The 22119-nt window shown below is 46.0% G+C and carries 22 protein-coding genes; 19 read left to right on the forward strand and 3 right to left on the reverse strand.

From position 1 onward, the window contains the following. The 3 genes from dppC to dppF are packed head-to-tail and all read left to right on the forward strand — an operon-like array spanning nucleotide 1 to nucleotide 2891. Nucleotides 1–891 (forward strand): dipeptide ABC transporter permease DppC, encoded by an 891-nt coding sequence (dppC, locus tag I2494_RS00145; RefSeq protein ID WP_218465958.1) that lies wholly within the window; start codon nucleotides 1–3, stop codon nucleotides 889–891. A 12-nt stretch (nucleotides 892–903) separates the two neighbouring features. After that, a complete protein-coding gene (gene dppD, locus I2494_RS00150) occupies nucleotides 904–1884 on the forward strand; it encodes a dipeptide ABC transporter ATP-binding protein (protein ID WP_218465957.1) in 981 nt (326 codons plus the stop codon). Beyond that, nucleotides 1881–2891 carry a dipeptide ABC transporter ATP-binding subunit DppF gene (gene dppF, locus I2494_RS00155; protein ID WP_218465956.1) on the forward strand — a complete coding sequence of 337 codons (1011 nt, stop codon included), beginning with the start codon at nucleotides 1881–1883 and terminating at the stop codon, nucleotides 2889–2891. Before dppD ends, dppF begins: the two co-directional genes overlap by 4 nt. A gap of 87 nt (nucleotides 2892–2978) precedes the next feature. On the opposite strand, the gene I2494_RS00160 is transcribed toward dppF, so the two are convergent. Beyond that, complete coding sequence (locus tag I2494_RS00160; RefSeq protein ID WP_218465955.1) at nucleotides 2979–4103, reverse strand: ribosomal protein uL16 3-hydroxylase; 1125 nt, start codon at nucleotides 4101–4103, stop codon at nucleotides 2979–2981. Between the two features lie 358 nt (nucleotides 4104–4461). Between I2494_RS00160 and rnm the strand changes: the two genes are divergently transcribed. The 14 genes from rnm to I2494_RS00230 all read left to right on the forward strand — a co-directional run bounded on the left by rnm (nucleotide 4462) and on the right by I2494_RS00230 (nucleotide 18838). Further along, the gene (gene rnm / locus I2494_RS00165; protein ID WP_407657846.1) at nucleotides 4462–5322 is read left to right on the forward strand and encodes an RNase RNM; all 861 of its coding nucleotides are present in this window, start codon (nucleotides 4462–4464) and stop codon (nucleotides 5320–5322) included. A 271-nt stretch (nucleotides 5323–5593) separates the two neighbouring features. After that, complete coding sequence (locus I2494_RS00170) at nucleotides 5594–6214, forward strand: L-threonylcarbamoyladenylate synthase (protein WP_130591118.1); 621 nt, start codon at nucleotides 5594–5596, stop codon at nucleotides 6212–6214. 106 nt (nucleotides 6215–6320) lie between these two features. Beyond that, nucleotides 6321–7202, forward strand: a complete 882-nt coding sequence (rluB, locus tag I2494_RS00175; protein ID WP_218465953.1) for a 23S rRNA pseudouridine(2605) synthase RluB — start codon at nucleotides 6321–6323, stop codon at nucleotides 7200–7202. A 429-nt stretch (nucleotides 7203–7631) separates the two neighbouring features. After that, nucleotides 7632–7970, forward strand: coding sequence for a transcriptional antiterminator (locus I2494_RS00180; protein WP_218465952.1), 339 nt, complete (start codon nucleotides 7632–7634; stop codon nucleotides 7968–7970). A gap of 20 nt (nucleotides 7971–7990) precedes the next feature. Next, nucleotides 7991–8356 (forward strand): SFCGS family glycine-rich protein, encoded by a 366-nt coding sequence (locus I2494_RS00185; protein ID WP_130591121.1) that lies wholly within the window; start codon nucleotides 7991–7993, stop codon nucleotides 8354–8356. Continuing rightward, entirely contained in the window at nucleotides 8356–8652 is a 297-nt protein-coding gene (locus tag I2494_RS00190; protein ID WP_130591122.1) for a DUF4312 family protein, read from the forward strand. The genes I2494_RS00185 and I2494_RS00190 overlap by 1 nt, the downstream gene beginning before the upstream one ends. Before the next feature lie 32 nt (nucleotides 8653–8684). Then, nucleotides 8685–9482 (forward strand): DUF4311 domain-containing protein, encoded by a 798-nt coding sequence (locus I2494_RS00195; RefSeq protein ID WP_130591123.1) that lies wholly within the window; start codon nucleotides 8685–8687, stop codon nucleotides 9480–9482. Nucleotides 9483–9581: 99 nt separating this feature from the next. Beyond that, nucleotides 9582–10232, forward strand: coding sequence for a DUF4310 family protein (locus tag I2494_RS00200; RefSeq protein WP_130593627.1), 651 nt, complete (start codon nucleotides 9582–9584; stop codon nucleotides 10230–10232). A 29-nt stretch (nucleotides 10233–10261) separates the two neighbouring features. After that, nucleotides 10262–11401, forward strand: coding sequence for an amidohydrolase/deacetylase family metallohydrolase (locus I2494_RS00205; RefSeq protein WP_218465951.1), 1140 nt, complete (start codon nucleotides 10262–10264; stop codon nucleotides 11399–11401). Further along, complete coding sequence (locus I2494_RS00210; protein ID WP_218465950.1) at nucleotides 11385–12497, forward strand: DgaE family pyridoxal phosphate-dependent ammonia lyase; 1113 nt, start codon at nucleotides 11385–11387, stop codon at nucleotides 12495–12497. The genes I2494_RS00205 and I2494_RS00210 overlap by 17 nt, the downstream gene beginning before the upstream one ends. A gap of 3 nt (nucleotides 12498–12500) precedes the next feature. Then, nucleotides 12501–13241, forward strand: a complete 741-nt coding sequence (dagF, locus tag I2494_RS00215; RefSeq protein WP_218465949.1) for a 2-dehydro-3-deoxy-phosphogluconate aldolase — start codon at nucleotides 12501–12503, stop codon at nucleotides 13239–13241. 406 nt (nucleotides 13242–13647) lie between these two features. Beyond that, nucleotides 13648–15585 carry a BglG family transcription antiterminator gene (locus I2494_RS00220; RefSeq protein ID WP_218465948.1) on the forward strand — a complete coding sequence of 646 codons (1938 nt, stop codon included), beginning with the start codon at nucleotides 13648–13650 and terminating at the stop codon, nucleotides 15583–15585. 640 nt (nucleotides 15586–16225) lie between these two features. Then, entirely contained in the window at nucleotides 16226–17524 is a 1299-nt protein-coding gene (gene dcuC, locus I2494_RS00225) for a C4-dicarboxylate transporter DcuC (RefSeq protein ID WP_218465947.1), read from the forward strand. A gap of 42 nt (nucleotides 17525–17566) precedes the next feature. Further along, a complete protein-coding gene (locus I2494_RS00230; RefSeq protein WP_130591129.1) occupies nucleotides 17567–18838 on the forward strand; it encodes an amidohydrolase in 1272 nt (423 codons plus the stop codon). A gap of 70 nt (nucleotides 18839–18908) precedes the next feature. Here the strand turns inward: I2494_RS00230 and I2494_RS00235 are convergent, their stop codons facing one another. Next, nucleotides 18909–19670: a YciK family oxidoreductase gene (locus I2494_RS00235; protein WP_218465946.1), complete on the reverse strand. Its 762-nt coding sequence runs from the start codon at nucleotides 19668–19670 to the stop codon at nucleotides 18909–18911. A gap of 183 nt (nucleotides 19671–19853) precedes the next feature. Here I2494_RS00235 and sohB point away from each other — a divergent pair, with 183 nt between their 5' ends. Next, the gene (sohB, locus tag I2494_RS00240; protein WP_218465945.1) at nucleotides 19854–20900 is read left to right on the forward strand and encodes a protease SohB; all 1047 of its coding nucleotides are present in this window, start codon (nucleotides 19854–19856) and stop codon (nucleotides 20898–20900) included. Between the two features lie 310 nt (nucleotides 20901–21210). Further along, nucleotides 21211–21615, forward strand: a complete 405-nt coding sequence (locus I2494_RS00245) for a VOC family protein (protein ID WP_218465944.1) — start codon at nucleotides 21211–21213, stop codon at nucleotides 21613–21615. Nucleotides 21616–21655: 40 nt separating this feature from the next. Here the strand turns inward: I2494_RS00245 and I2494_RS00250 are convergent, their stop codons facing one another. Beyond that, nucleotides 21656–21907 (reverse strand): YciN family protein, encoded by a 252-nt coding sequence (locus I2494_RS00250; RefSeq protein WP_218465943.1) that lies wholly within the window; start codon nucleotides 21905–21907, stop codon nucleotides 21656–21658. Between the last annotated feature and the right edge of the window lie 212 nt (nucleotides 21908–22119).

Here is a 22119-nt window from a genome sequence, read left to right on the forward strand (position 1 = left end):
ATGAGTGAAGTAACCGTATCTGCGCCAAAACCAATGACGCCGCTGCAGGAGTTCTGGCACTACTTTCGTCGCAATAAAGGCGCAGTAGTGGGGATGATTTATATCATCATTATGCTAATTATTGCCGTTGGTGCTCAATGGCTGGCACCATATTCACCGGCAGAACAGTTCCGTGATGCATTGTTAACGCCACCGGCCTGGCAGGACGGCGGCAGTATGCAGCATATTTTAGGTACCGATGACGTAGGCAGGGATATTCTTTCCCGTCTGATGTACGGTACCCGCTTATCGTTGCTGGTTGGTTGTTTGGTGGTGAGTTTGTCGCTGATCCTTGGGGTGATTCTGGGGGTTATCGCTGGTTATCTGGGTGGCATTATCGATATCGCGATTATGCGTGTGGCAGACATCATGCTGGCGCTGCCCAGCTTACTGTTAGCGTTGGTGTTGGTGGCGATTTTTGGCCCTTCGATCGTTAATGCTTCACTGGCCCTGACTTTTGTATCATTGCCGCACTATGTGCGCTTGACTCGGGCAGCGGTGTTGTCTGAGGTGAGTCGCGACTACGTTACGGCCTCTCGTGTGGCGGGCGCAGGCCCAATGCGCCAGATGTTTATCAATATTCTGCCAAACTGTCTGGCACCGCTGATCGTTCAGGCATCGTTGGGTTTTTCTAACGCCATTTTAGATATGGCGGCATTGGGTTTCCTGGGGATGGGGGCACAGCCACCAACGCCAGAGTGGGGAACCATGCTTTCTTCCGTATTACAGTTTGCTCAAAGTGCCTGGTGGGTGGTGACATTCCCGGGACTGGCCATTCTGTTTACCGTACTGGCCTTTAACTTAATGGGGGACGGCCTACGTGATGCGCTCGACCCTAAACTTAAGCAGTAATCGGGGGAAGAAATGGCACTATTAGATATTGAACAGCTATCGGTTCATTTCGGTGACGACAGCACCCCGTTTCGGGCGGTTGACCGCGTAAGCTACAGCGTCGAGAAAGGGGAAGTGGTTGGCATTGTAGGGGAGTCTGGCTCAGGTAAATCGGTTAGTTCTCTGGCCATCATGGGACTGATTGATTTTCCCGGCAAAGTCATGGCTAACGGGCTGCATTTTGACGGTCGGGATTTGCGTACTATCTCTGAAAAAGAGCGCCGTCAGATTGTAGGTGATGAAATCGCCATGATTTTTCAGGATCCGATGACCAGCCTTAATCCATGCTATACCGTGGGTTATCAGATTATGGAAGCGTTGAAGATTCATCAGGGCGGCAACCGAAAAACGCGCCGCCAGCGTGCCATTGATTTGTTGACTCAGGTTGGCATTCCGGCTCCGGAGTCCCGTCTGGATAACTATCCTCACCAGCTATCTGGTGGTATGAGCCAGAGGGTAATGATAGCGATGGCTATCGCCTGTCGCCCTCAGTTACTGATTGCTGATGAACCAACAACCGCGCTGGATGTGACCATTCAGGCGCAAATTATCGAATTACTGTTGGAACTACAGCGCCGCGAAAATATGGCGCTGATTCTGATCACTCACGATTTAGCGTTGGTGGCTGAAGCTGCACAGTACATTATCGTGATGTATGCCGGTCAGGTAATGGAAAGCGGTAAAGCGGAAGAGATTTTCCGTACCCCACGCCATCCTTATACACAGGCGTTGTTACGTGCATTACCTGAGTTTTCCAGTGAGAAAGAGCGTTTAAACTCATTGCCAGGCGTAGTTCCCGGTAAATACGATCGACCTAAAGGCTGTTTATTAAGCCCTCGCTGCCCCTATGCTACCGATTTCTGCCGTCAGCAGGAGCCGGAACTAAAAGGGGAAGCCAGAAGACAGGTGAAATGCCATACGCCGCTTGACGATCAGGGGAGGCCAACGCTATGAGTCAGGAATATCCATTATTACAGGCTATTGGTCTGAAAAAATATTATTCAGTTAAAAATGGGCTGTTTTCTGCTCAACAGCAGGTGAAGTCTCTGGATGGGGTCTCTTTTACATTGGAAAAAGGGAAAACGCTGGCGGTGGTTGGTGAGTCCGGATGCGGTAAATCAACGCTGGGTCGTATGTTGACCATGATTGAAGTGCCCACTGAGGGTGAACTCTACTATCAGGGGCAGGATTTACTGAAACACGATCCGGCGGCGCAAAAACTGCGTCGTCAGAAAATTCAGATTGTGTTCCAAAACCCTTATGGTTCGCTGAATCCACGCAAGAAGATAGGTGAGATACTGGAAGAACCGCTGCGGATTAATACCTCATTATCTAAAGCGGAACGGCGTGAAAAGGCACTGGCAATTATGGCTAAAGTCGGGCTGAGAACCGAGCACTATGAACGTTATCCGCACATGTTCTCCGGCGGCCAGCGTCAGCGTATCGCTATTGCTCGTGGATTGATGCTTAATCCGGATATTGTCGTGGCGGATGAGCCGGTATCGGCGCTGGACGTTTCCGTTCGGGCACAGGTATTGAATCTGATGATGGATTTACAGCAGGAAATGGGACTCTCCTATGTCTTTATTTCCCATGATCTATCGGTAGTGGAACATATTGCCGATGATGTGATGGTGATGTACTTAGGGCGTTGTGTAGAGCAGGGTACCAAAGACCAGATTTTTAATAATCCGCGTCATCCTTATACTCAGGCATTACTCTCTGCTACTCCGCGTTTAAATCCGGATGTCCGTCGTGAAAGAATCAAACTCACCGGTGAACTACCGAGTCCGTTAAATCCACCTCAAGGCTGTGCCTTTAACGCTCGTTGCCAGCGCGCCTTTGATACTTGTTTTGAAGTTAAACCAGCACTGAAGAACTATGACGGGCAGTTAATTGCCTGTTTTGCCGTGGAGCAGGATGAGGAAAATAAGGTTTGTAGCCTCGATAAAGCCGTATAGCGTTTCGAGGTAGACACACATTGGTAAGATGGATATGAAAAGGCCTCGCATTATGCGAGGCCTTATACTTACCATCAACAGATAGCATCAATAGTCGTTAAAATACCAATAACCGCTATTCACTAGATGCGCCAGCACGGCAACAAACGCCGGATCTTCCAGTGCATCACCCAACTCTTTCTGGCTGATTAATGGGTAACGGCACAGGGCATCAGCGGCTTCAAGGTGCGGCGTATCAATAAGCTCACCGTTTGCGAAGCAAAGGTCACCAACGCGCAGCACGCGCAGACCGCTCAGGCGAATCAGACTCTCACCCTGAACTAATGAATCATAAATTTCATCAGATCGGTATGCGGGTTCAGCAGGGGCAATATCCAGCTCATGGCGTGACGTTGTCACGAAACGACCAAACCATTGGTTGAAATCTTCTGGTTGATTAATCAGATTAATCATCATGCCGCGCAGGCGTTCCAGTTCATACTCTTCAACTAATGCCGGGTGCTCTCTCAGCTTCAGATCCGGATCGCTGTAGTGCTCACCACCTAAATCGTGCTCCAGCACATAATCGGCGAAATTGCTGATAAGATCGCGGGTATTAGGCCCACGGTAGCCAACGGAATAGTTCAGTGCCGTTTCATGAGTGAAGCCGTCGTGCGGAAATCCCGGTGGAATGTACAGAATATCGCCCGGCGCTAAATCTTCATCAATGATGGGATCAAAAGGTTCTACGTGTAGTAAGGCAGGATGTGGGCAATATTGCTTTAACGGCTTTTTATCCCCTACGCGCCAACGGCGGCTGCCCATACCCTGAATAATAAATACGTCATACTGGTCGATATGTGGGCCAACGCCACCGCCAGGAACAGAGAAAGAGATCATCAAATCGTCAAGACGCCAGTCTGGCAACTTACGGAAAGGACGAACCAGAGCGGCAGAGGGCGCATGCCAGTGGTTAACTGCCTGCACCAGTAATGACCAGCCTTTTTCTCCCAGGTGATCATAGCTTTCGAAAGGCCCATTGCTGGCTTGCCAGTGACCATTTGGTTGACTCACCAAACGGCTGTCAACTTCGCTCTCCATAGCCAACCCTGCTAATTCATCCGGCGAGATTGGATCAATAAAGTTTTTGATAACGTTCTTCAATACCACCGGACGCTTCTGCCAGTAGTGGTTTAAGAAGTCATCCCAGTCTAAATCAAGTTGATAATCCATCGTTTCAGTTACCATTCAGCAGGAAATTGGCGTGATTATATCGAAGGTTGTTGAAGAATACCGGACTGGATTCGCAGTTTTTTCTATTTCTGATTGATAACTGATATTTCCCCCAATAAAAGGTGAAACTAATATTGCCGGTAATCGGAAATAAATCCCATTATCTGTTAGGGGCTATCCGTATTAAGCGCTATCATAGAGGGCAAATAAACGAATATTACCCAACCAGAACATTATAATTTGGTTGAAGAGATTCATTACGCCACCAGACAGTAAAGCAGGACCATTTTAAATTCCCATGCCTTTAGATAGCCCACAAATACCCTCTGATGGACAAGAGAACGAACAGAGTTCAGCGATAACCTCTTCAGAGCTGCCGCGTTTTCCACTGTACGATCTCCATAGTCATACTAACGCCTCTGACGGTATGTTAACACCAGCGCAGTTGGTTGAGCGGGCCGTTGAAATGCGAGTTAGCGTGCTGGCCATTACTGACCACGATACCACCAGCGCTTTAACGGCTGCGAAGCAGGCAATTGAAGAAAAGGGATTGGCACTGCATCTGATTAACGGCGTAGAGATTTCAACAGGCTGGGAAAGTTTTGATATTCATATTGTTGGCCTGAATATCGATCCTGATTCAAAAGCCATGACCGAGCTGTTAGCGGCACAAGCGATCAGACGGGCAGAACGAGCCCAAGAAATAGCCCGACGGCTGGAAAAGCACCATATCCCTGATGCACTAAGCGGAGCACAACGTTTTGCCGGTGATGCAGCTATTACCCGCGCGCACTTTGCCCGCTATCTGATTGAATTAGGCAAAGCCTCTGATATGGCTCAGGTATTTAAAAACTACCTGGCGCGAGGGAAAACCGGCTATGTACCACCTCAGTGGTGTACAATAACAGAAGCAGTGGAAGCCATTCATCTTGCCGGTGGACAGGCGGTATTAGCTCATCCGGGGCGTTATGATTTGTCAGCTAAATGGTTACGACGTTTAATCATCGAGTTTAAACAAGCTGGCGGTGATGCAATGGAAGTCTCTCAGTGCCAGCAGGCCCCACAGGAACGCGCACAATTGGCACTGTATGCTCAGGAATATCAGCTACTGGCTTCTCAGGGCTCGGATTTTCACTACCCCTGTGCCTGGGTTGAACTGGGACGGCGACTTTTCCTACCGGATAAAGTCATTCCGGTATGGCATAACTGGTTTGTGTAGTTGATGGTTAGAATAAGTTAAACCCGATAAAATTAGTTTGTTAATAATATTAATGACAAAGTTAATTGGCGGGCTAGGCTCGACGCATCTCCGATGCTAAGTACAAACGGTCTTCCGGCCGAGCACTATGGCGATAGTCGTTCATGGTTTTTACGGCCGGAATATTCACAGAACCAAAATAAACGATTTTGTAATAAATTATCGATTTAAGCCGTTAGCGCCCGATCCACAACATAAACATCGCTAACCGCCAGGTACCACAGGAGTTCCCATGAGTCAGTTTTTCTATATCCATCAGGATAACCCCCAACCGCGGCTAATTAGCCAGTCGGTAGAGTTTTTACGCAAAGGCGGAGTGATTGTTTACCCAACTGACTCCGGATATGCATTAGGCTGTATGCTGGAAGATAAACACGCTATGGAGCGTATTTGTCGCATTCGTCAGTTGGACAGTAACCATAACTTCACTCTGATGTGTCGCGATCTGTCTGAACTTTCCACCTATGCTCACGTTGATAACACGGCTTTTCGGTTGATCAAAAACAATACGCCGGGCAATTACACTTTCATATTAAAAGCGACAAAAGAAGTTCCACGTCGTCTGATGAATGAAAAACGTAAAACCATTGGGCTACGAGTCCCCTCTAACCCAATAGCACTGGCGCTGCTGGCTGAACTCAACGAACCGATGATGTCCACCACACTGATGCTACCGGGCAATGACTTTGCGGAATCCGATCCGGAAGAGATTCGCGATACGTTGTCAAAACACGTTGATTTAATTATCAACGGCGGTTATTTAGGCCAACAGCCTACCACGGTCATTGACCTGACTGATGACTCACCGGTCGTGGTGAGAGTTGGTGCCGGGGATCCAACACCGTTTCGTTGATGGATAGGGCCGCATAAGGTATGATTCAGATCCACTGATAAGTTAATCACTACGACCGATTTATCACTATTATGACGCCTGTGAAGGCGACAAACGAGGTTGCTCAATGAGCGAAAAGTTACAAAAAGTTCTGGCTAACTCTGGTCACGGTTCTCGTCGCGAAATCGAAGCGATGATACAGGCTGGCCGAATCAGCGTTGACGGCAAAATTGCCACTTTGGGCGATCGCATTGAAGTCAGTGCATCAATCCGAGTGCGTATCGATGGTCATGTGGTTGCACTACGTGAACCCGAAGAGACCGTCTGTCGTGTGTTGGCCTATTACAAACCGGAAGGGGAACTCTGTACCCGTAAAGATCCGGAAGGCCGTCCAACCGTATTTGACCGCCTGCCTAAAATGCGCGGTTCCCGTTGGGTTGCTGTAGGGCGTCTGGACGTCAATACTTCAGGCCTGCTGCTGTTTACTACCGATGGCGAACTGGCAAACCGTTTAATGCACCCAAGCCGTGAAGTTGAACGTGAATACGCAGTGCGCGTGTTCGGTCAGGTTGATGAAGAGAAAATCAAACAGTTAAGAAAAGGCGTACAGCTGGAAGACGGCATGGCCGCATTCCGCACTATCAGCTTCCAGGGTGGTGAGGGAATGAACCAGTGGTATAACGTCACGCTGACAGAAGGACGTAACCGTGAAGTTCGTCGCTTGTGGGAAGCGGTAGATGTTCAGGTGAGTCGCCTGATTCGTATTCGTTACGGTGCGTTGGGCTTGCCAAAAGGGCTGCCACGCGGTGGTTGGACTGAACTCGATCTGAACGCAACAAATTACCTGCGTGAAATGGTTGGTTTACCGCCAGAAACTCAAAGTAAGCTGCCAGTGGAACGTGACCGTCGTCGCACAAAAGCAAATCAAATTCGCCGTGCGGTGAAGAAACATAGCCAAAGACCAGCTTCCAGAAATAGTGGTAGAAGAAGCGCTCAACCGAAGCGTTAATAACCAGTATTGATGAGAATAGCGCCTTTCAGGGCGCTATTTTTTTATCTGATAAACTATCTATTTATTATTATATTTCAACTTGTTATTTATAAAAATCAAACCCTCTTTTTATCTATGGATATTGTTACAACGCCTTCATGTTGTATTGCCACTTATTTCCACTTTATGTTCAATCTTATTGTCCATTTCCACTTTATTTCCACTTTGAACCGGAAAAAGTCAGTCTCCTAACCAATAAATAAAATGTGTAGTGTGCTGACATCGGAAGTAACAATGAACCCGGTCAGTAACAGTAGTTTTTTATTTTGTATAAATTACTGATTTTGGAGTGCCGTGCTGAGAGTGTCTGCTTTCATAGATGGTTTAGCGGCAAAATTCCGATATTCGTCCATAATTAATGAGTTTGAATATTAGAGATAAAGTTGCATGAGTGAGAGTCATATTCGTTTCAACATGGTGGAAGACAATCTGGAACCCGAAGTCGTTACCAGTGAACTTCTGACGGTGATTGATGATTGGTTAAAACAGGAAGGGGCTTACACCACCGACGTTCAGCAGCAAATGCTGGAGTCACACGTCAAGGCAATGGTCCTGAGGGCTAAAACGGGTGAACCCCTGCCGGAAGTAGATAAATCCCTGTTTGATGAGATTTCTGCAGAGTCAATGGCATTGGCCGAGCGCGCAGTAAACGCGCTGCCGGGCTTACCGATTGAAGAAGCTTATCTGCTGTCGGTTCATTTTGAAATTGCGCGTTCAAACGCTTAATCCTATTGGAGATAGAACACATGAAACAAATCGTAGTCGTGATTGGTGACCGTTTAGGTAAAGGACAAAAAGTTGCCGCTGGTGTTGAAGCTGCCGGTGGTAAAGCCATCGTTATTCCTGGCGTAGCCGCAGATATGAAACTGGGCGATGTGATGAATGCAGAGCAGGGCGATATCGGAATCTCTTTCTGCGGAAGCGGTGGTGCCGGTGCTATTACTGCTCAAAACAAATATGGCTACAAAGTGCGTCACGGTATGCGTTCTGTGGAAGAGGGTGAAACCGCTATTGCTGATGGTTGCACCGTACTGGGCTTTGGTTTTATGGATAAAGAAGAGCTGGGTGAGCGTTTAGTTAAAGCATTTAATAAAAAATACGGCAACGCATAATGAAAGAGCATCTTAAAACATCGGTTCGCGTCAGCGGTAAGGGCGACACTAAACAAAAAGCCATCGCTGATGCATTGAACTCCGTACAACGTACGGTTCTGAAAGAGAGCACCAACATCATTTTGCGTATCGAACCTCAAGATGTAGAAATCGTTAACGCCACGGTGAAAGTGAGTAACGAGAAGTTCCTGTTTTTCTTTCTGCCGCGTAAACGTGAATTCTACTCTGTTGTTTTAGATGTAGCTTTAGATGTGACCTTGCTGAATGTTCAAGAGATACATTTCGAGCCGGTTTAACGACCGGCAGAAATGTTTTAGAGGAAAAACAAATGGATGCAAATACCACTGTTTCTGTTTTTGAGATACTGATAAAGTCCCTGATTATCGGTGGTCTCTGCGGTTTCGGCCTGGGTGCCGGCGCTGCTCGTATGTTCCATGCTCCAACGGTTCAAGGAATGGGTGCATTCCGTACCCTGGGCGAGCTGAACTCCTGTGAAGGGGATCCAGCTTCTCACTTCTCTTTTGGTTTAGGTTTCTTCTTTAACGCCTGGGCATCATCTGTTGCCGCGGGTGCGTTTACTCAAGACGTTGACCACCGCATCATTCCTAACTGGGGTGCTGCTGCACTGATGATCAAAAACCGCAACGTGACTGAAACACTGCATAACCCAAGAAAAATGGCGATTGCCTGTGGGATTATCGGTGCGCTGGTGGTTGCCTTCCTGAATACTACGGCTTCTGCGGTTCCTGCATCTTTGCAAACCACTGCGACTAACGTACTGGTTCCTGCGGCTAACCTGCTGGTTAATACCGTGATGCCAGTTATTTTCTGGCTGGCTGCCATGGATGCGGGTCGTCGTTCTGGTTTCTGGGCAACCCTGTTTGGTGGTTGTGCTCAGTTAATCATGGGTAACGCTATTCCTGGTTTAGTGCTTGGTATCCTGATTGGTAAAGGCGTTGATGACAACGGCTGGAACAAAATTACTCGTACTATGATGATCGCAGTGATTCTGCTGTTCGTCCTGAGTGGTTTCTTCCGTGGCTTCGACGTTAAGTTGCTGCAGTCTTTCGCCTTAGGTGTACCAGACTGGTTACAGCACGTCCATAACGTATTAAGCGGTAAATAATTAAGTCGAATGAGCTCCTCGGTGTGTGGCAATGAGGAACCGGCTCTCTCGGTCATCATATAAATCAACGACAGTAAATGTAATTACCAGGACTTGATGATGAATACAGAATTGAAAAGTGATTTTTGGTACGCAGAGTGGACATTCCCTCTGTTTGTAGGATTGTTGTCTGCCGGTGTATTCGCCGGTACACATATGTACGTGGTACACGGCTTTGGTGCTTTTAACGAAGTGGCATTCGTTGCCATGTTACGTTCAGGTATTGATACCGGGGTTTATGGGGCAGTTGCGGCCTTTGGTGCCAGCTTCCTGTTTGCGCGGATTATCGAAGGCTCTCTGGTCGGTATTCTGGATATCGGTGGTGCGATTCAGACGGGTTTAGGTCTGGGGGTTCCGGCACTGTTACTGGCCGGTGGTTTCGACTTCCTGGTGACTAACTTCTACGCTTCGCTGGTTACCGGCATGGTGTTAGGGGTAATGGTAGGTTTACTGATTATTCTGGCGCGTAAATTTACCGTAGGACAAGGTAACTCTACCTTTGGTGCAGACGTGATGATGGGTGCAGGTAACACCTCCGGTCGTTTCCTTGGCCCTTTGATTATCCTTGCTGCCATGGCTGCATCTATTCCAATCGGTATTGGTTCTTTGATTGGTGCGCTGATCTTCTATGTATGGAAAAAACCGGTTGCGGGTGGTGCGATTCTGGGCGCCATGGTGTTCGGTTATTTCTTCCCGCTGGTAGCAGCATAAGTCATAGTTTTAATAAGTGAGCAGATATCATGAACGATTTAATCATTAAGCAGGCAAAACTTATTAATGGCGACGTGGTGGACGTGGTCATTAATGAGGGGAAAATCCGTGAAATTGGTGCGTCAGTGGGTAACGGGCTGACGGCAAAGAAACAGATCGATCTCGACGGAAAATACTATATCAGTGCTGGCTGGATTGATGCTCACACCCATTGTTATCCGGCTTCCCCCATCTATTTTGATGAGCCGGATTTAGCCGGTGCTGCCTGTGGTGTTACTACCATGATCGATGCAGGCAGCGTTGGTGCTGATGATGTCGACCATTTCTATTCTCTGGTGCAAAAGGCGAAGACCAATGTTTATTCGTTTTTGAACATTGCCAGAATTGGCATCATTGCTCAAAACGAACTCTCAGATATGAGCAAAATTGACGACGAAAGCTTACAGAAGGCGATTAAACGCCATCCTGATTTCGTTGTGGGTATCAAAGCCCGAATGAGTAAGAGCGTGGTCGGTGAGAACGGCATTCTGCCGTTGATTCGCGCTAAAGAGATGCAAAAAGAGAGCGGTTTACCACTGATGGTACATATCGGTAATAACCCGCCTAATCTGGATGAAATTGCAGATTTACTGACCAAAGGTGACATTATCACCCATTGCTTTAACGGCAAGCCAAACCGCATCCTCGATCAGGATGGTAACCTTAAACCGGCTATTCAACGTGCGTTAGCGCGCGGTGTGATCCTCGATGTAGGGCACGGTGGTGAGAGTTTTAGTTTTTCTGTTGCCGAACAGGCCATGAGAATTGGTACCTATCCTGACATTATCAGTTCAGATATCTATCACAAAAACCGTATTAATGGCCCGGTATATAGCCTGGCGGCAGTAATGACTAAATTCCTGTGCATGGGTTTTAGTTTGAAACAGGTTCTTGATTGCGTCACGGTTAAAGCCGCAGATTTGCTTCATCTGAAAGGAAAAGGGCATCTGGACGTTGGCTATGACGGTGATGTGACGATTTTCGATATTAAAGATGAGCGAATCGAACTTTCTGATGCAGAAGGTCAGGTAAGAATCGGCACTCAAAAATTTATTCCTATCGCGGCGATTGTTGCGGGGGAAAGTATTGCAACTAAAGAAGGTGAGTCAGAATATGCAATCAATTTATGAGAAGTATCACTTAAAGAATGTGATTAATGCTTCAGGCAGAATGACCGCATTAGGTGTTTCTACCCCTAAACCCGAAGTGGTTGATGTGGTTTCTTACGGGCTGAACCAGTATTTTGAAATTAAAGATCTGGTCAATAAGACCGGCGAATATATTGCCAAACTGCTGGGTGTTGAAAATGCCGTAGTGGTGTCCTGTGCTTCTGCTGGTATTGCTCAGTCTGTTGCCGCGGTGATTGTGAAAGATGACAGCGATCTGCTGTTAAACCTGCACAGCTCCGATAAGGTTGTTCCTCGTGAAATCATTGTTCCTAAAGGGCACAACGTAAACTTTGGTGCGCCGGTTGATACTATGATTTCGCTGGGCGGCGGTAAAGTAATCGAAGCTGGTTTTGCCAATGAGTGCAGTGCAGCTCAGGTTGAAGCGAAAATTACGCCGCAAACTGCTGCTATTTTGTATATCAAATCTCACCATACGGTACAGAAAAGTATGCTAACGGTGACTGATGCCGCAGCGGTAGCTAAAAAACATAACTTACCTTTAATCGTTGACGCTGCAGCGGAAGAAGAACTGACCGCTTATTACAATATGGGCGCGGACTTAGTTATCTACAGTGGTGCTAAAGCGATTGAAGGGCCAACCAGCGGTCTGGTGATTGGTAAAAAGCAATATGTTGAGTGGGTTAAGCAGCAAAGCAGCGGTATCGGCCGTGCAATGAAAGTAGGTAAAGAAGGTATTCTTGGTCTGACGCTGGCAATTGAACTCTATCTGACTGCGAAAAAAGAGACCGGTCAGGAAATGGTGGAAAAAATGACACCGTTTATTAATGACCTGAATGCGATTCCAGGCATCTCTGCCAGAGTGGTCTGGGACGCCGCCGGACGCGATATCGCCAGAACGGAAATCTCCTTTGATGAGAAAGCCATTGGCAAGAATACATTCGAAATAATGAAACTGTTAAAGCAGGGCGATACCGCCATTTATTTCCGCGAATACAAAGCGAATGAAGGCAAAGTTGAGGCTGATGTGCGTAGCGTATCCGCGCCGCAGTTAGATGTTATTTCTTCTTCTATTCGTAAATTGGTTACCGGAGCATAAGTAATGAAATTAAGTCCTAATTATTATAAAGATCGTGTTTGTCTTAACGTCCTGGCGGGTTCCAGAGAAAATGCCCGTGAAGTGTATGCAGCAGCAGAAAAGCATGTGGTGGTTGGCGTACTGTCAAAAAACTATCCTGATTTGGCCAGCGCCATTGAAGATATGACTAAGTATGCCAATGATATCGAAAATGCTGTTTCTGTTGGCCTGGGAGCAGGTGATCCTAACCAGTCAGACATGGTTTCTCAGATTTCAAAAGTTATTCAACCACAACACGTCAATCAGGTATTTACCGGCGCACCAGTCAGCCGTGCACTACTGGGCCAAAATGAAACCGTCGTGAACGCGCTGGTTTCACCAACGGGTAAAGTGGGTTGGGTTAAGATTTCTACCGGCCCATTAAGTTCTACTTTCCCTGATGCAATCGTACCGGTTGAAACCGCGATTGCCATGCTGAAAGATATGGGTGCCAGTTCAATTAAATTCTTCAATATGCGTGGCCTGACTTATAAAGATGAGTTTGCTTACGTCGCTAAAGCCTGTGCTGAAAGTCACTTCTATCTGGAACCAACGGGTGGAATTGATTTAGAAAACTTTGAAGAAATTATGCGAATCGCTCTGGACGCCGGTGTGGAAAAAATTATCCCACACATTTATAGTTCCATCATCGATTCTGAAACTGGCAACACCCGCCCGGAAGATGTGAAAACATTACTGGCGATGGTGAAGAAGCTTGTTGGTTAAGATTGTAATCTTTGTATGATAGAAGCCTTTCTGTACAGAAAAGCTTCAGAGTACTAAAAAGTTACTTTAATCAGCAGTAGAGAATATTCCGGCCGTAAATGCATTGTGCTTATTTAAAGTTCATGCCCGGCCGGAAAAGATTAAAAACCTTCGTACTTAGCTTTTGAGCGCGTCGGGCCTAGCCGGGCTACGGGCAGTTATGAAACACCTTGCGGTGTTTCACCCTTAGGGGTCAGCGCAAGCGCTGTTCAAACAGGCTTTGCCTGTTTGTCGTTGGCTTACGCCAAGTCGACCCCCACGCCCGTCTCTCCTGACGATTAACTTTTTAGTCTTTGCTACCTTGAAGCTTCTTATTCAGAAAGGCTAGTTATTGGTTTTATTTTTATTCTAAGCAAAAGGCCTATTCGTGACGTTATTTCCCTATCAGCGACTTGCTTATCTATTTGATGCCATTCAGTCTGAAACCCTGCCACAAGAGGAGCTGGCTAAACGTTTTGATGTATCAACACGAACGATTCGTACTGATGTAGCGGTTTTAAATGATGTTCTGGCCAGTTATGGCGCAAGCGTAACTTATGAAAGAGGATTAGGTTATCGTCTGAAAGTGGATGACCCACAGGCTTTTGCCGCATTACCGATGCAGAAATATCAGGTGAAAAGCATCCCGCGCACGGCAAAAGAGCGGGTAGATGCGTTGCTATTGAAGTTTTTGATGGCGTCTTTACCGATTAAGCTGGATGACATCGCCGAAGAATGGTTTGTCAGTCGGGGAACGCTACAACATGATATGACGTCGGTAAGGGAACAGTTAAGTAAATATCAGTTAACGCTGGATACCGTACCTCGCCAGGGGATTAAACTGGCGGGGGGCGAGTCGGCTATTCGCGCCTGTATTACCGATATTTTATGGCATCAGTTTTCTATGGAAAACGAACGCTCGCTGAATAACTTTAAGCAAGAAATTCTGGCCAATATCGATCTAACCTATATTGAAAAAGTGCTGCAAAACAGCGTTAATCGCTTTGATATTCGCCTGACTAATGAAGGGCGTCAGTATCTGATTATTAACTGTGCTGTCTCTATTTTACGTATTACTCGCGGTCATGAAATTGTTAGCTATGACGCTGACGGTATTGATGGCGTGATTAGAAGCACCGCCAGTGAAATCTCTAAAGGTTTCGTCTATTTTCTGGGAAATGATGTTTCATTTGCTGAAGAGGAGTATCTGAGTGTACAGATCTCTGCCCGGCGTATTCCTAATAACGTCGCTTCGGCGGAACCAGAGAGTGAAAGTAACAGTGATGAGTTAGTGGATTATATCCTTAGCTATATCAATGACTCTTATAATTACGATTTACGTAATGATACCAAGCTAAAAACCGATCTCTCGACTCATCTGGCGGCAATGTTGACTCGTGTACGCTATCAAATTAATAGCAAAAACCCGCTGCTGTCAGATATTAAACAATATTATCCCTTCGCCTATGACGTTACGCTGAGTGCAATGGCTAATGTTGAACATAAACTGCCTTATCCTATCAGTGAAGATGAACTGGGATATTTAGCGGTACATATTGGTGTTGGCCTGGAACGGAATTACAGTGTGGGATATACCCGCCATCCTCACGCTTTAGTGGTGACGGATTCTGGTAATTCTACCGTCAGAATGATTGAAGCTAAAATCGTACGGGAGTTCCCTCAGCTTAAGTTAAGTCGGGTCATCGACCTGCAAGAGTACGAAGGACTGGTGTCAGTGGATGAGGATTTTGTTATCACCACCGTCAGGCTAACGGAAAAAGATAAACCGATTGTGAAAATAGCCCCATTTCCAACGCCATATCAGTTGGAACAGGTAGGGCGACTGGCCATGATAGATCGAACCAAGCCTTATATTCTTGAGCGTTTCTTTGATGAACGACACTTTATGATTGTTAAAGGTAAAATGACTCAGGAAGCCTTGTTTAAGCGTGTGTGTAAAAAGCTTGAGGCTGATGGGTATATTACCAAGGAGTTTTATCCTTCATTAGTTGAACGGGAATCTATTGTTTCAACGCTATTGGGTGAGGGGATTGCCTTACCACACTCGCTGGGTCTGCTGGCTAATAAAACCGTGGTCGTTACTATACTGGCACCCAATGGTATTGAGTGGAACAAAGATAAGAAAGAGACCGCGAATGTGATATTTCTGCTGGCAATCAGCAAGGCTGAGTATGAGGAAGCGATGGCAATTTATGATTTATTTGTCACCTTTGTGCGAGAAAAGGCGACTAAAAGACTACTAAATAGTAAAAGTTTTAATGATTTTCAGGTGATTGCAAAAGATAGCCTTGGTCGAAGCGCATAGCGTTACCGTACTTATTATTAAAAGTGTGTGATAATAGTGTCGGATCAGTTAAGTAACGGTATGATTAACTAATTCTTTTAATTACGAATGTTATGCCATTTATTTGTAATTTGAATAGTATTAATAATGATTCCTGATAATAGAATAAACCCTGATAACATAATGGTTATTGCAGGTTTCACTTCGCTTCTGTTAATTCGTTGGCAAAAATCAAAATCAATAATGCTGTAAAATTGTACACAATCCCATCATGGTGGCTATTTCCGGATAGTAAAAAATCAAATGTTATAGACATGTTGTAGCCTTCAATCAAGACATAATCAGGCGATATTTATATTTTTAATATTAAATTACAGATGGTTAATAATAAATGATAACCACGCTTACATTATTCAAAATAAGGTAATCATTTACATCTTTGATACACATACTCTTTTTAGTTATTCAATTTCTTTTTTTTTGACATCCATCAACGATATCAACGGGTCAGTTGCTATAGTGCAGTAGTGCGGAAATAGAATTTTGAGATTATAGTTTATTTGTACCAAGTCTTAGGTAATTATAGTTCTGATATATTTGTAATTAAGTGTGGAAGCAATCAAGCGATTGCAATTTTAATAAAGCAGATGGTGAGTATAATATGCTACAAATAATTTCCCTGGTGGTTGTCGCAATTACTATTTATTTACTGATAAAACAGTATGAAACGCGGATGGTGCTAATTGGCTCCGGCTTGGTAATGTGTCTGTTAGCACTGACACCAATGGCGGGTCTGGATGCATTCAGTGAACGTATGACCTCAGGCAGCCTGATACAGGCAATCTGTGCGAGTATGGGTTTTGCTTACGTGATGAAGTACACCGAGTGTGATACACACCTGGTACGTACACTAACCGGTATGATGAGCCGTATGGGTTTCTTCCTGATCCCAATGACGGTGGTGGTAACCTATTTTATCAACATTGCTATTCCTTCAGCAGCCGGATGTGCGGCAGCGGTAGGGGCAACGTTAATCCCATTACTGATCGGTGCTCGTATCCATCCGGCCATTGCCGGAGCTGCGGTACTGAGTGGTACCATCGGTTCTTTCTTAAGTCCGGGTATGTCGCATAACGCCTTTGTATCTAACCTGTATAACGAAGTTATGGTTGGTACCGAAGGTTTCACCAAGATGGAAGTTATCGATCTGATTAAACACCATGCGCCAATCAGCATTGCTGTAGGTGTTATTGGTGCCGTTTCTCTGTCAGTTGTGGCACTGGTTCGTAAAGAGTTCCGCATTGAGTTGGCTGAAGGCGCAGCACAAGGTGCTGAAGTTAAAGAGAAGCCAAAAGCTAACTACCTGTATGCTACCGCTCCATTTGTTCCATTAGTACTGCTGTTGATTGCCGGTTTAACCGACTGGTTTGGCGCGGTTAAAATGACCGTTCCATCAGCGATGGTTATCGGTGCTATCTATGCGTTGGTTATTACTCGTTGTAGCCCAACTGCAATGACCAAACAGTTCTTCAGCGGTATGGGAAATGCGTACGGTGACGTTCTGGGTATCATCATTGCAGCCGCAGTGTTTGCTGCAGGTCTGAAAGTATCTGGCTTAATCGACAGCTTCATTTTCTTCTTGACTCACCATCCTGAACTGGCTCGCTGGGGCGGTACTATTGGTCCATTCCTGATGGGTATCATTACCGGTTCTGGTGATGCTGCGGCATTAGCCTTTAACGAAACCGTTACCCGTCATGCAGCCGATTTGGGATATACCATTCCTGATCTGGGTATGGCGGCCGCTATCGCTGGTGCATTAGGCCGTACTATGTCACCAATTGCCGGTGTAACTATTGTTTGTGCTGGTTTAGCAGCAGCAAACCCGGTTGAGCTAATCAAACGTACCGCTCCTGGTATGCTTATCGCCGTATGTTTCGTGGCTCTGTTTATGTTGTAAATCGTTATGCAGTAACTATCAGATAATAAGGAAGGAAGAGTAATGTCGACTATTGATTTAAACCAATTAGTAACATGGCGTCGTGAACTTCACCGTTTTCCTGAAATCGGTTGGTCCGAATTTACTACTACAGCGCGTTTAATTACTGAATTACGTAAGATGGGGCTGGAAGTTATCGCTGGTCCAAAGGTAATTAATCGTGAGTTTGTTCGTGGTCGTAAAGCTGACGTAGTAACACGTGGACTGGAGCTGGCCAGAGAAAGAGGTGTTGACGAAGCACTGTTAGCTGAAATGGATGAATTAACCGGCTGTATGGCAACATTTGACAGTGGTAAACCTGGTCCGACAGTTGCTCTGCGTTTTGATATTGACTGCGTTAACGTGCAGGAGTGTGCTGCGGGTGAGCACGTTCCTAATAAAGAGGGCTTTTCATCGAAAAGCGCTGGTCTGATGCACGCATGTGGCCATGATGGCCACATGTCCATCGGTTTAGGTATTGCCAAATGGTTAGTTGAGAATGGCAGTTCACTGAGCGGTAAAGTGAAACTACTCTTCCAACCGGCTGAAGAGGGCGTTCGTGGTGCAAGACCAATGGCGGAAAGCGGTATCGTAGACGATGCTGATTACTTCCTGGGTATGCACCTCGGTTTTATTGCTAAAACTGGTGAGATCGTCGTTAATCCAAATAGCTTCCTTTGCACTACCAAGTATGACTTCCGTTTCTACGGTGCACCAGCTCATGCCGGTGCAGAGCCTCATTTAGGTCGTAATGCGCTGGCAGGTGCCTGTCATGCAGCAACTCAAATGTTAGGTATTTCCCGCCATGGTAAAGGTATGTCCCGTATTAACGTGGGCGTTATCCGTGCCGGTGAAGGTCGTAACGTTGTTCCAGCTTATGGTGAGCTTCAGGTTGAAGTACGTGGTGAAGATGAGTCCATTAACACCTACATGGCTGAGCAGGTAGAGCGTATGGCTGCCGGTGCGGCTCATAGCTTTGACTTACGTTTAGAAAGCGAAGTCATGGGTGAAGCGGTTGATCTGCAAAACGATAAAGAGCTGGTTGACCTGTTAACCAGCGTTGTGCAGCAAAACCCTGAGCTGACCGTAGTACCAGAGCGTATCTTTGGTGGTAGTGAAGATGCGACCGTACTGGCTAAACGCGTTCAGCGTCATGGTGGTAAGTCACTGTACTTTATTGTGGGTGCGGATCTGAAAGCAGGCCATCATCAGGCAGAGTTTGACTTTGACGAGAAACAGCTGGAAACCGCTGCAAATCTGTTCATTGGCTGCCTGCAAAAACTGATGACTAAATAAATATCGCATTGATGTGATTAAAAAGCCGCCTTACAGGCGGCTTTTTTGCATTTAAAGCTTGTGAGCTAAACTATTTTGCTGCACCGGGAATCCGATTCGGTTGAGCATCAAAGCTGACGCCAGATTCATTGCTGCTGTCGTCTCCCATGACGTACAGGTAGGTTGGCATAATATCAGCGGGGGTTTTCAGCAGGCCGGGATCTTCTTGTGGGAAAGCCGAAGCTCTCATACTGGTACGAGTTCCTCCCGGATTAATGCAGTTAACCCGCAGTGAAGTCCCCTGATATTCGTCCGCCAGTACCTGCATTAGCCCTTCGGTAGCAAATTTCGATACCGAGTAAGCTCCCCATCCACGGCGACCTTTACGGCCTACGCCAGAGCTGCTGAAGACCAGTGACGCTTTAGAGGATTTGAGCAATAGCGGTAATAATGCCTGTGTAAGCATAAACCCGGCATTGACGTTTACCTGCATAACCTGGTGCCAAAGTTCTGGATCCTGAGTGCTAATCGGGGCGATTTCCCCCAGCAGGCCAGCACTGTGTAATAACCCATCCAGATGTTCAATTTTATTGGCTATGTCCTCTGCCAGAGCCTGATAGTCGCTGGTTTTTGCCGTTAGTAAATCAAAAGGAAAAATCAGCACAGGATGGCTACCCTGAACGGCAATATCTTGCTGCACTTGTTTCAGTTTAGCTTCGCTACGACCAAGTAAGAGTAACTGAGCGCCATAGCGTGCATAGGTTAGCGCCGCTTCTTTACCAATACCGTCACTGGCTCCGGTTATCATGATAATTTTATTGTTGAGTAAATTGGACGGTGGCTGGTAGTGCATAGTCTCTCCTTACGGTATATTTGTCGGCATCACGAACTAAGTGACACGGTATAGCGAATATAGAATTGTAGCGTTTAAACAAACTTTTGCATGAGTAGTAAAAGTAAATAGCTATACTTAATGAGTTATTGTTCATCATGTTAGTTCATTGCGAGTTTGGTTCAACTATATAGGAATATGTCTGTGGAGTGGATTTCTCAGTACGGTCTTTTTTTGGCAAAAATTGTGACTTTTGTGGTGGTGGTAGCAGCGGCGGCATTAGTTGTTGTGAGCATAACTCAACGTAAGTCCGGGCGTCGCGGAGAGTTAACGCTGGTTGATTTAGGCGAACAGTATCGCAATATGCAGGAAGATATGCAGTTTGCTCGTTTGCAACCGGTGGAACAGAAGTTGTGGCATAAGGAACAAAAGAAAAAGGATAAAGCTGAGGCCAAAAAAGCGAAGCTGGCGGCCAAAAATGGTGAAAAGGAAACGCTGAAGCCATGCCTGTATGTGTTGTCGTTTAAAGGTAGTATTGATGCCCATGAAGTTGAGTCTTTAAGAGAAGAGGTGTCTGCGATTCTGGCGGTAGCTAAGCCGGGTGATGAAGTGCTGTTGAAGCTGGAAAGTCCTGGTGGAATGGTACACGGTTATGGTTTGGCCGCATCACAGTTGGATCGTTTACGTAAAGCCGGTATTCGACTGACGGCGGCGGTGGACAAGGTTGCTGCCAGCGGTGGCTATATGATGGCCTGTGTGGCTGACCATATTGTTGCTGCGCCTTTTGCGGTAATTGGTTCTATTGGTGTTGTTGCGCAGTTGCCAAACTTCCATCGTTTACTGAAGAAGAATGATATTGATGTGGAGCTACATACTGCCGGGGAATTTAAACGCACTCTGACGTTATTTGGTGAAAATACCGAACAGGGACGTGAAAAATTCCGCGAAGAGTTGAATGAAACACATCAACTGTTTAAAGACTTTGTGCGTGAACAACGTCCATCGTTGGATATCGATCAGGTTGCCACGGGAGAGCACTGGTTTGGTATTCAGGCAAAAGAGAAGGGTTTAATCGACGATATTGGCACCAGTGATGACTTGGTTATTGCTCAAATGAAAGATCGCGATGTGATTGGTGTTACCTATGCTCAACGTAAAAAGTTGATAGATCGTCTGACGGGTAGTGTTGCTGAAGGTGCTGACCGCTTGTTGTTAAGATGGTGGCAGCGGGGACAGAAGCCGTTAGTGTAGTTGTTATTTTTCAGTGTATTAATTGGATTTTGAGGATATTCCGGCCGTAATGACATTGTGCTCATATCATTATGGTGCTCGGCCGGAAGACGATTTGTACTTAGCTTCGGGGTGTGTTGAGCCTAAATTCTCCAGGGGCAGCTAACGCTGCTACAACTCCAACGGACAACGCTTGCGTTGCCCCGAAGGGCAGGCGCTAGCCTGTATAGACATTAGCGAAGGCTAATTTTGAAAGACGTTAAGGACGTTTGCCGCCACAACCGTTATAAACCAACTACACTGAACAGACTGGATTCGTGGAGGTGGTGTTATGACTCAGCAAATTTATATCAATTTAGCCGTTCAGGATTTGCCTCGTTCCGTTCAATTCTTTACTCAGTTAGGGTTTAGTTTTAATCCTCAATTTACTGATGAGAATGCGACCTGCATGATTGTCAGTGATTCTATTTATGTGATGTTACTGACACAGGCGCGTTTTAGTGATTTTGCTCCTAAAGCTATTTGTAATAGTCATGAAGCTAATGAAGTGCTGATTTGTCTCTCTTGTGAGAGTCGGGAAGCGGTAGATAGTCAGGTTGCAAAGGCGATTAGCGCAGGTGGAAGTACCTATCGCCAGCCCAAGGATCATGGATTTATGTATGGGCATAGTTTTATCGATCCGGACGGGCATGTTTGGGAATTAGTGTATATGGATATGTCACAGATGCCAGGTTAACCAGCAACCCATTTGCTGAGTTGCTGGTAAAAGAACAGGATTAATCTTGCAGATGGTATTTGTTGGATAACACATGTGCCAGATGTTTAAACATATTAAAAACGGCAGTGGTTTTAGGGGTAGGTAGTCCATCGTCATCCAGGAAAAACTCTCCCCGAAAAACCAGTACATCGCCTTTTTGTTCTACATCTGTGGCTTCCATTCCGTGAAGAAAATCCTCATGGTTGCGAATAATATCATTCGCTTCAGTCAGTAATGCCTGACGGGAAATAGGTGATGTTTGGTTAAGCATAAATACCTCCATTCAATTTTTACGGATGGGCTATTTTAGACACCCGAGCTTGTCAGGGCAACGTGTTAAATGGGTTGCGGTAGCGTATTTTTTCTGGTTTGACAGGATGGGCTATTACCGATAAAAACGGTATCAATATGCTAATTTTGTTGCGTAGCGCTTTTTATCAGGTACAGTTATGGGCTTTCAACGGCAGAGTCAGCATGATGTTT

It is taken from the genome of Limnobaculum allomyrinae (assembly GCF_016649425.1).
GTDB classification, from domain to species: Bacteria; Pseudomonadota; Gammaproteobacteria; order Enterobacterales; family Enterobacteriaceae; genus Limnobaculum; species Limnobaculum allomyrinae.

Bases quoted from the DNA above. Each gene is read 5' to 3' on its own strand.
- I2494_RS00245 (WP_218465944.1), top strand. From the start codon at position 21,211: ATGACTCAGCAAATTTATATCAATTTAGCCGTTCAGGATTTGCCTCGT.
- I2494_RS00230 (WP_130591129.1), top strand. From the start codon at position 17,567: ATGTCGACTATTGATTTAAACCAATTAGTAACATGGCGTCGTGAACTT.
- I2494_RS00205 (WP_218465951.1), top strand. From the start codon at position 10,262: ATGAACGATTTAATCATTAAGCAGGCAAAACTTATTAATGGCGACGTG.
- dppD (WP_218465957.1), top strand. From the start codon at position 904: ATGGCACTATTAGATATTGAACAGCTATCGGTTCATTTCGGTGACGAC.
- I2494_RS00210 (WP_218465950.1), top strand. From the start codon at position 11,385: ATGCAATCAATTTATGAGAAGTATCACTTAAAGAATGTGATTAATGCT.
- I2494_RS00200 (WP_130593627.1), top strand. From the start codon at position 9,582: ATGAATACAGAATTGAAAAGTGATTTTTGGTACGCAGAGTGGACATTC.
- I2494_RS00185 (WP_130591121.1), top strand. From the start codon at position 7,991: ATGAAACAAATCGTAGTCGTGATTGGTGACCGTTTAGGTAAAGGACAA.
- dagF (WP_218465949.1), top strand. From the start codon at position 12,501: ATGAAATTAAGTCCTAATTATTATAAAGATCGTGTTTGTCTTAACGTC.
- I2494_RS00250 (WP_218465943.1), bottom strand. From the start codon at position 21,907: ATGCTTAACCAAACATCACCTATTTCCCGTCAGGCATTACTGACTGAA.
- I2494_RS00170 (WP_130591118.1), top strand. From the start codon at position 5,594: ATGAGTCAGTTTTTCTATATCCATCAGGATAACCCCCAACCGCGGCTA.
- I2494_RS00160 (WP_218465955.1), bottom strand. From the start codon at position 4,103: ATGGATTATCAACTTGATTTAGACTGGGATGACTTCTTAAACCACTAC.
- I2494_RS00180 (WP_218465952.1), top strand. From the start codon at position 7,632: ATGAGTGAGAGTCATATTCGTTTCAACATGGTGGAAGACAATCTGGAA.
- dppF (WP_218465956.1), top strand. From the start codon at position 1,881: ATGAGTCAGGAATATCCATTATTACAGGCTATTGGTCTGAAAAAATAT.
- dcuC (WP_218465947.1), top strand. From the start codon at position 16,226: ATGCTACAAATAATTTCCCTGGTGGTTGTCGCAATTACTATTTATTTA.
- dppC (WP_218465958.1), top strand. From the start codon at position 1: ATGAGTGAAGTAACCGTATCTGCGCCAAAACCAATGACGCCGCTGCAG.
- I2494_RS00190 (WP_130591122.1), top strand. From the start codon at position 8,356: ATGAAAGAGCATCTTAAAACATCGGTTCGCGTCAGCGGTAAGGGCGAC.
- I2494_RS00235 (WP_218465946.1), bottom strand. From the start codon at position 19,670: ATGCACTACCAGCCACCGTCCAATTTACTCAACAATAAAATTATCATG.
- I2494_RS00195 (WP_130591123.1), top strand. From the start codon at position 8,685: ATGGATGCAAATACCACTGTTTCTGTTTTTGAGATACTGATAAAGTCC.
- rluB (WP_218465953.1), top strand. From the start codon at position 6,321: ATGAGCGAAAAGTTACAAAAAGTTCTGGCTAACTCTGGTCACGGTTCT.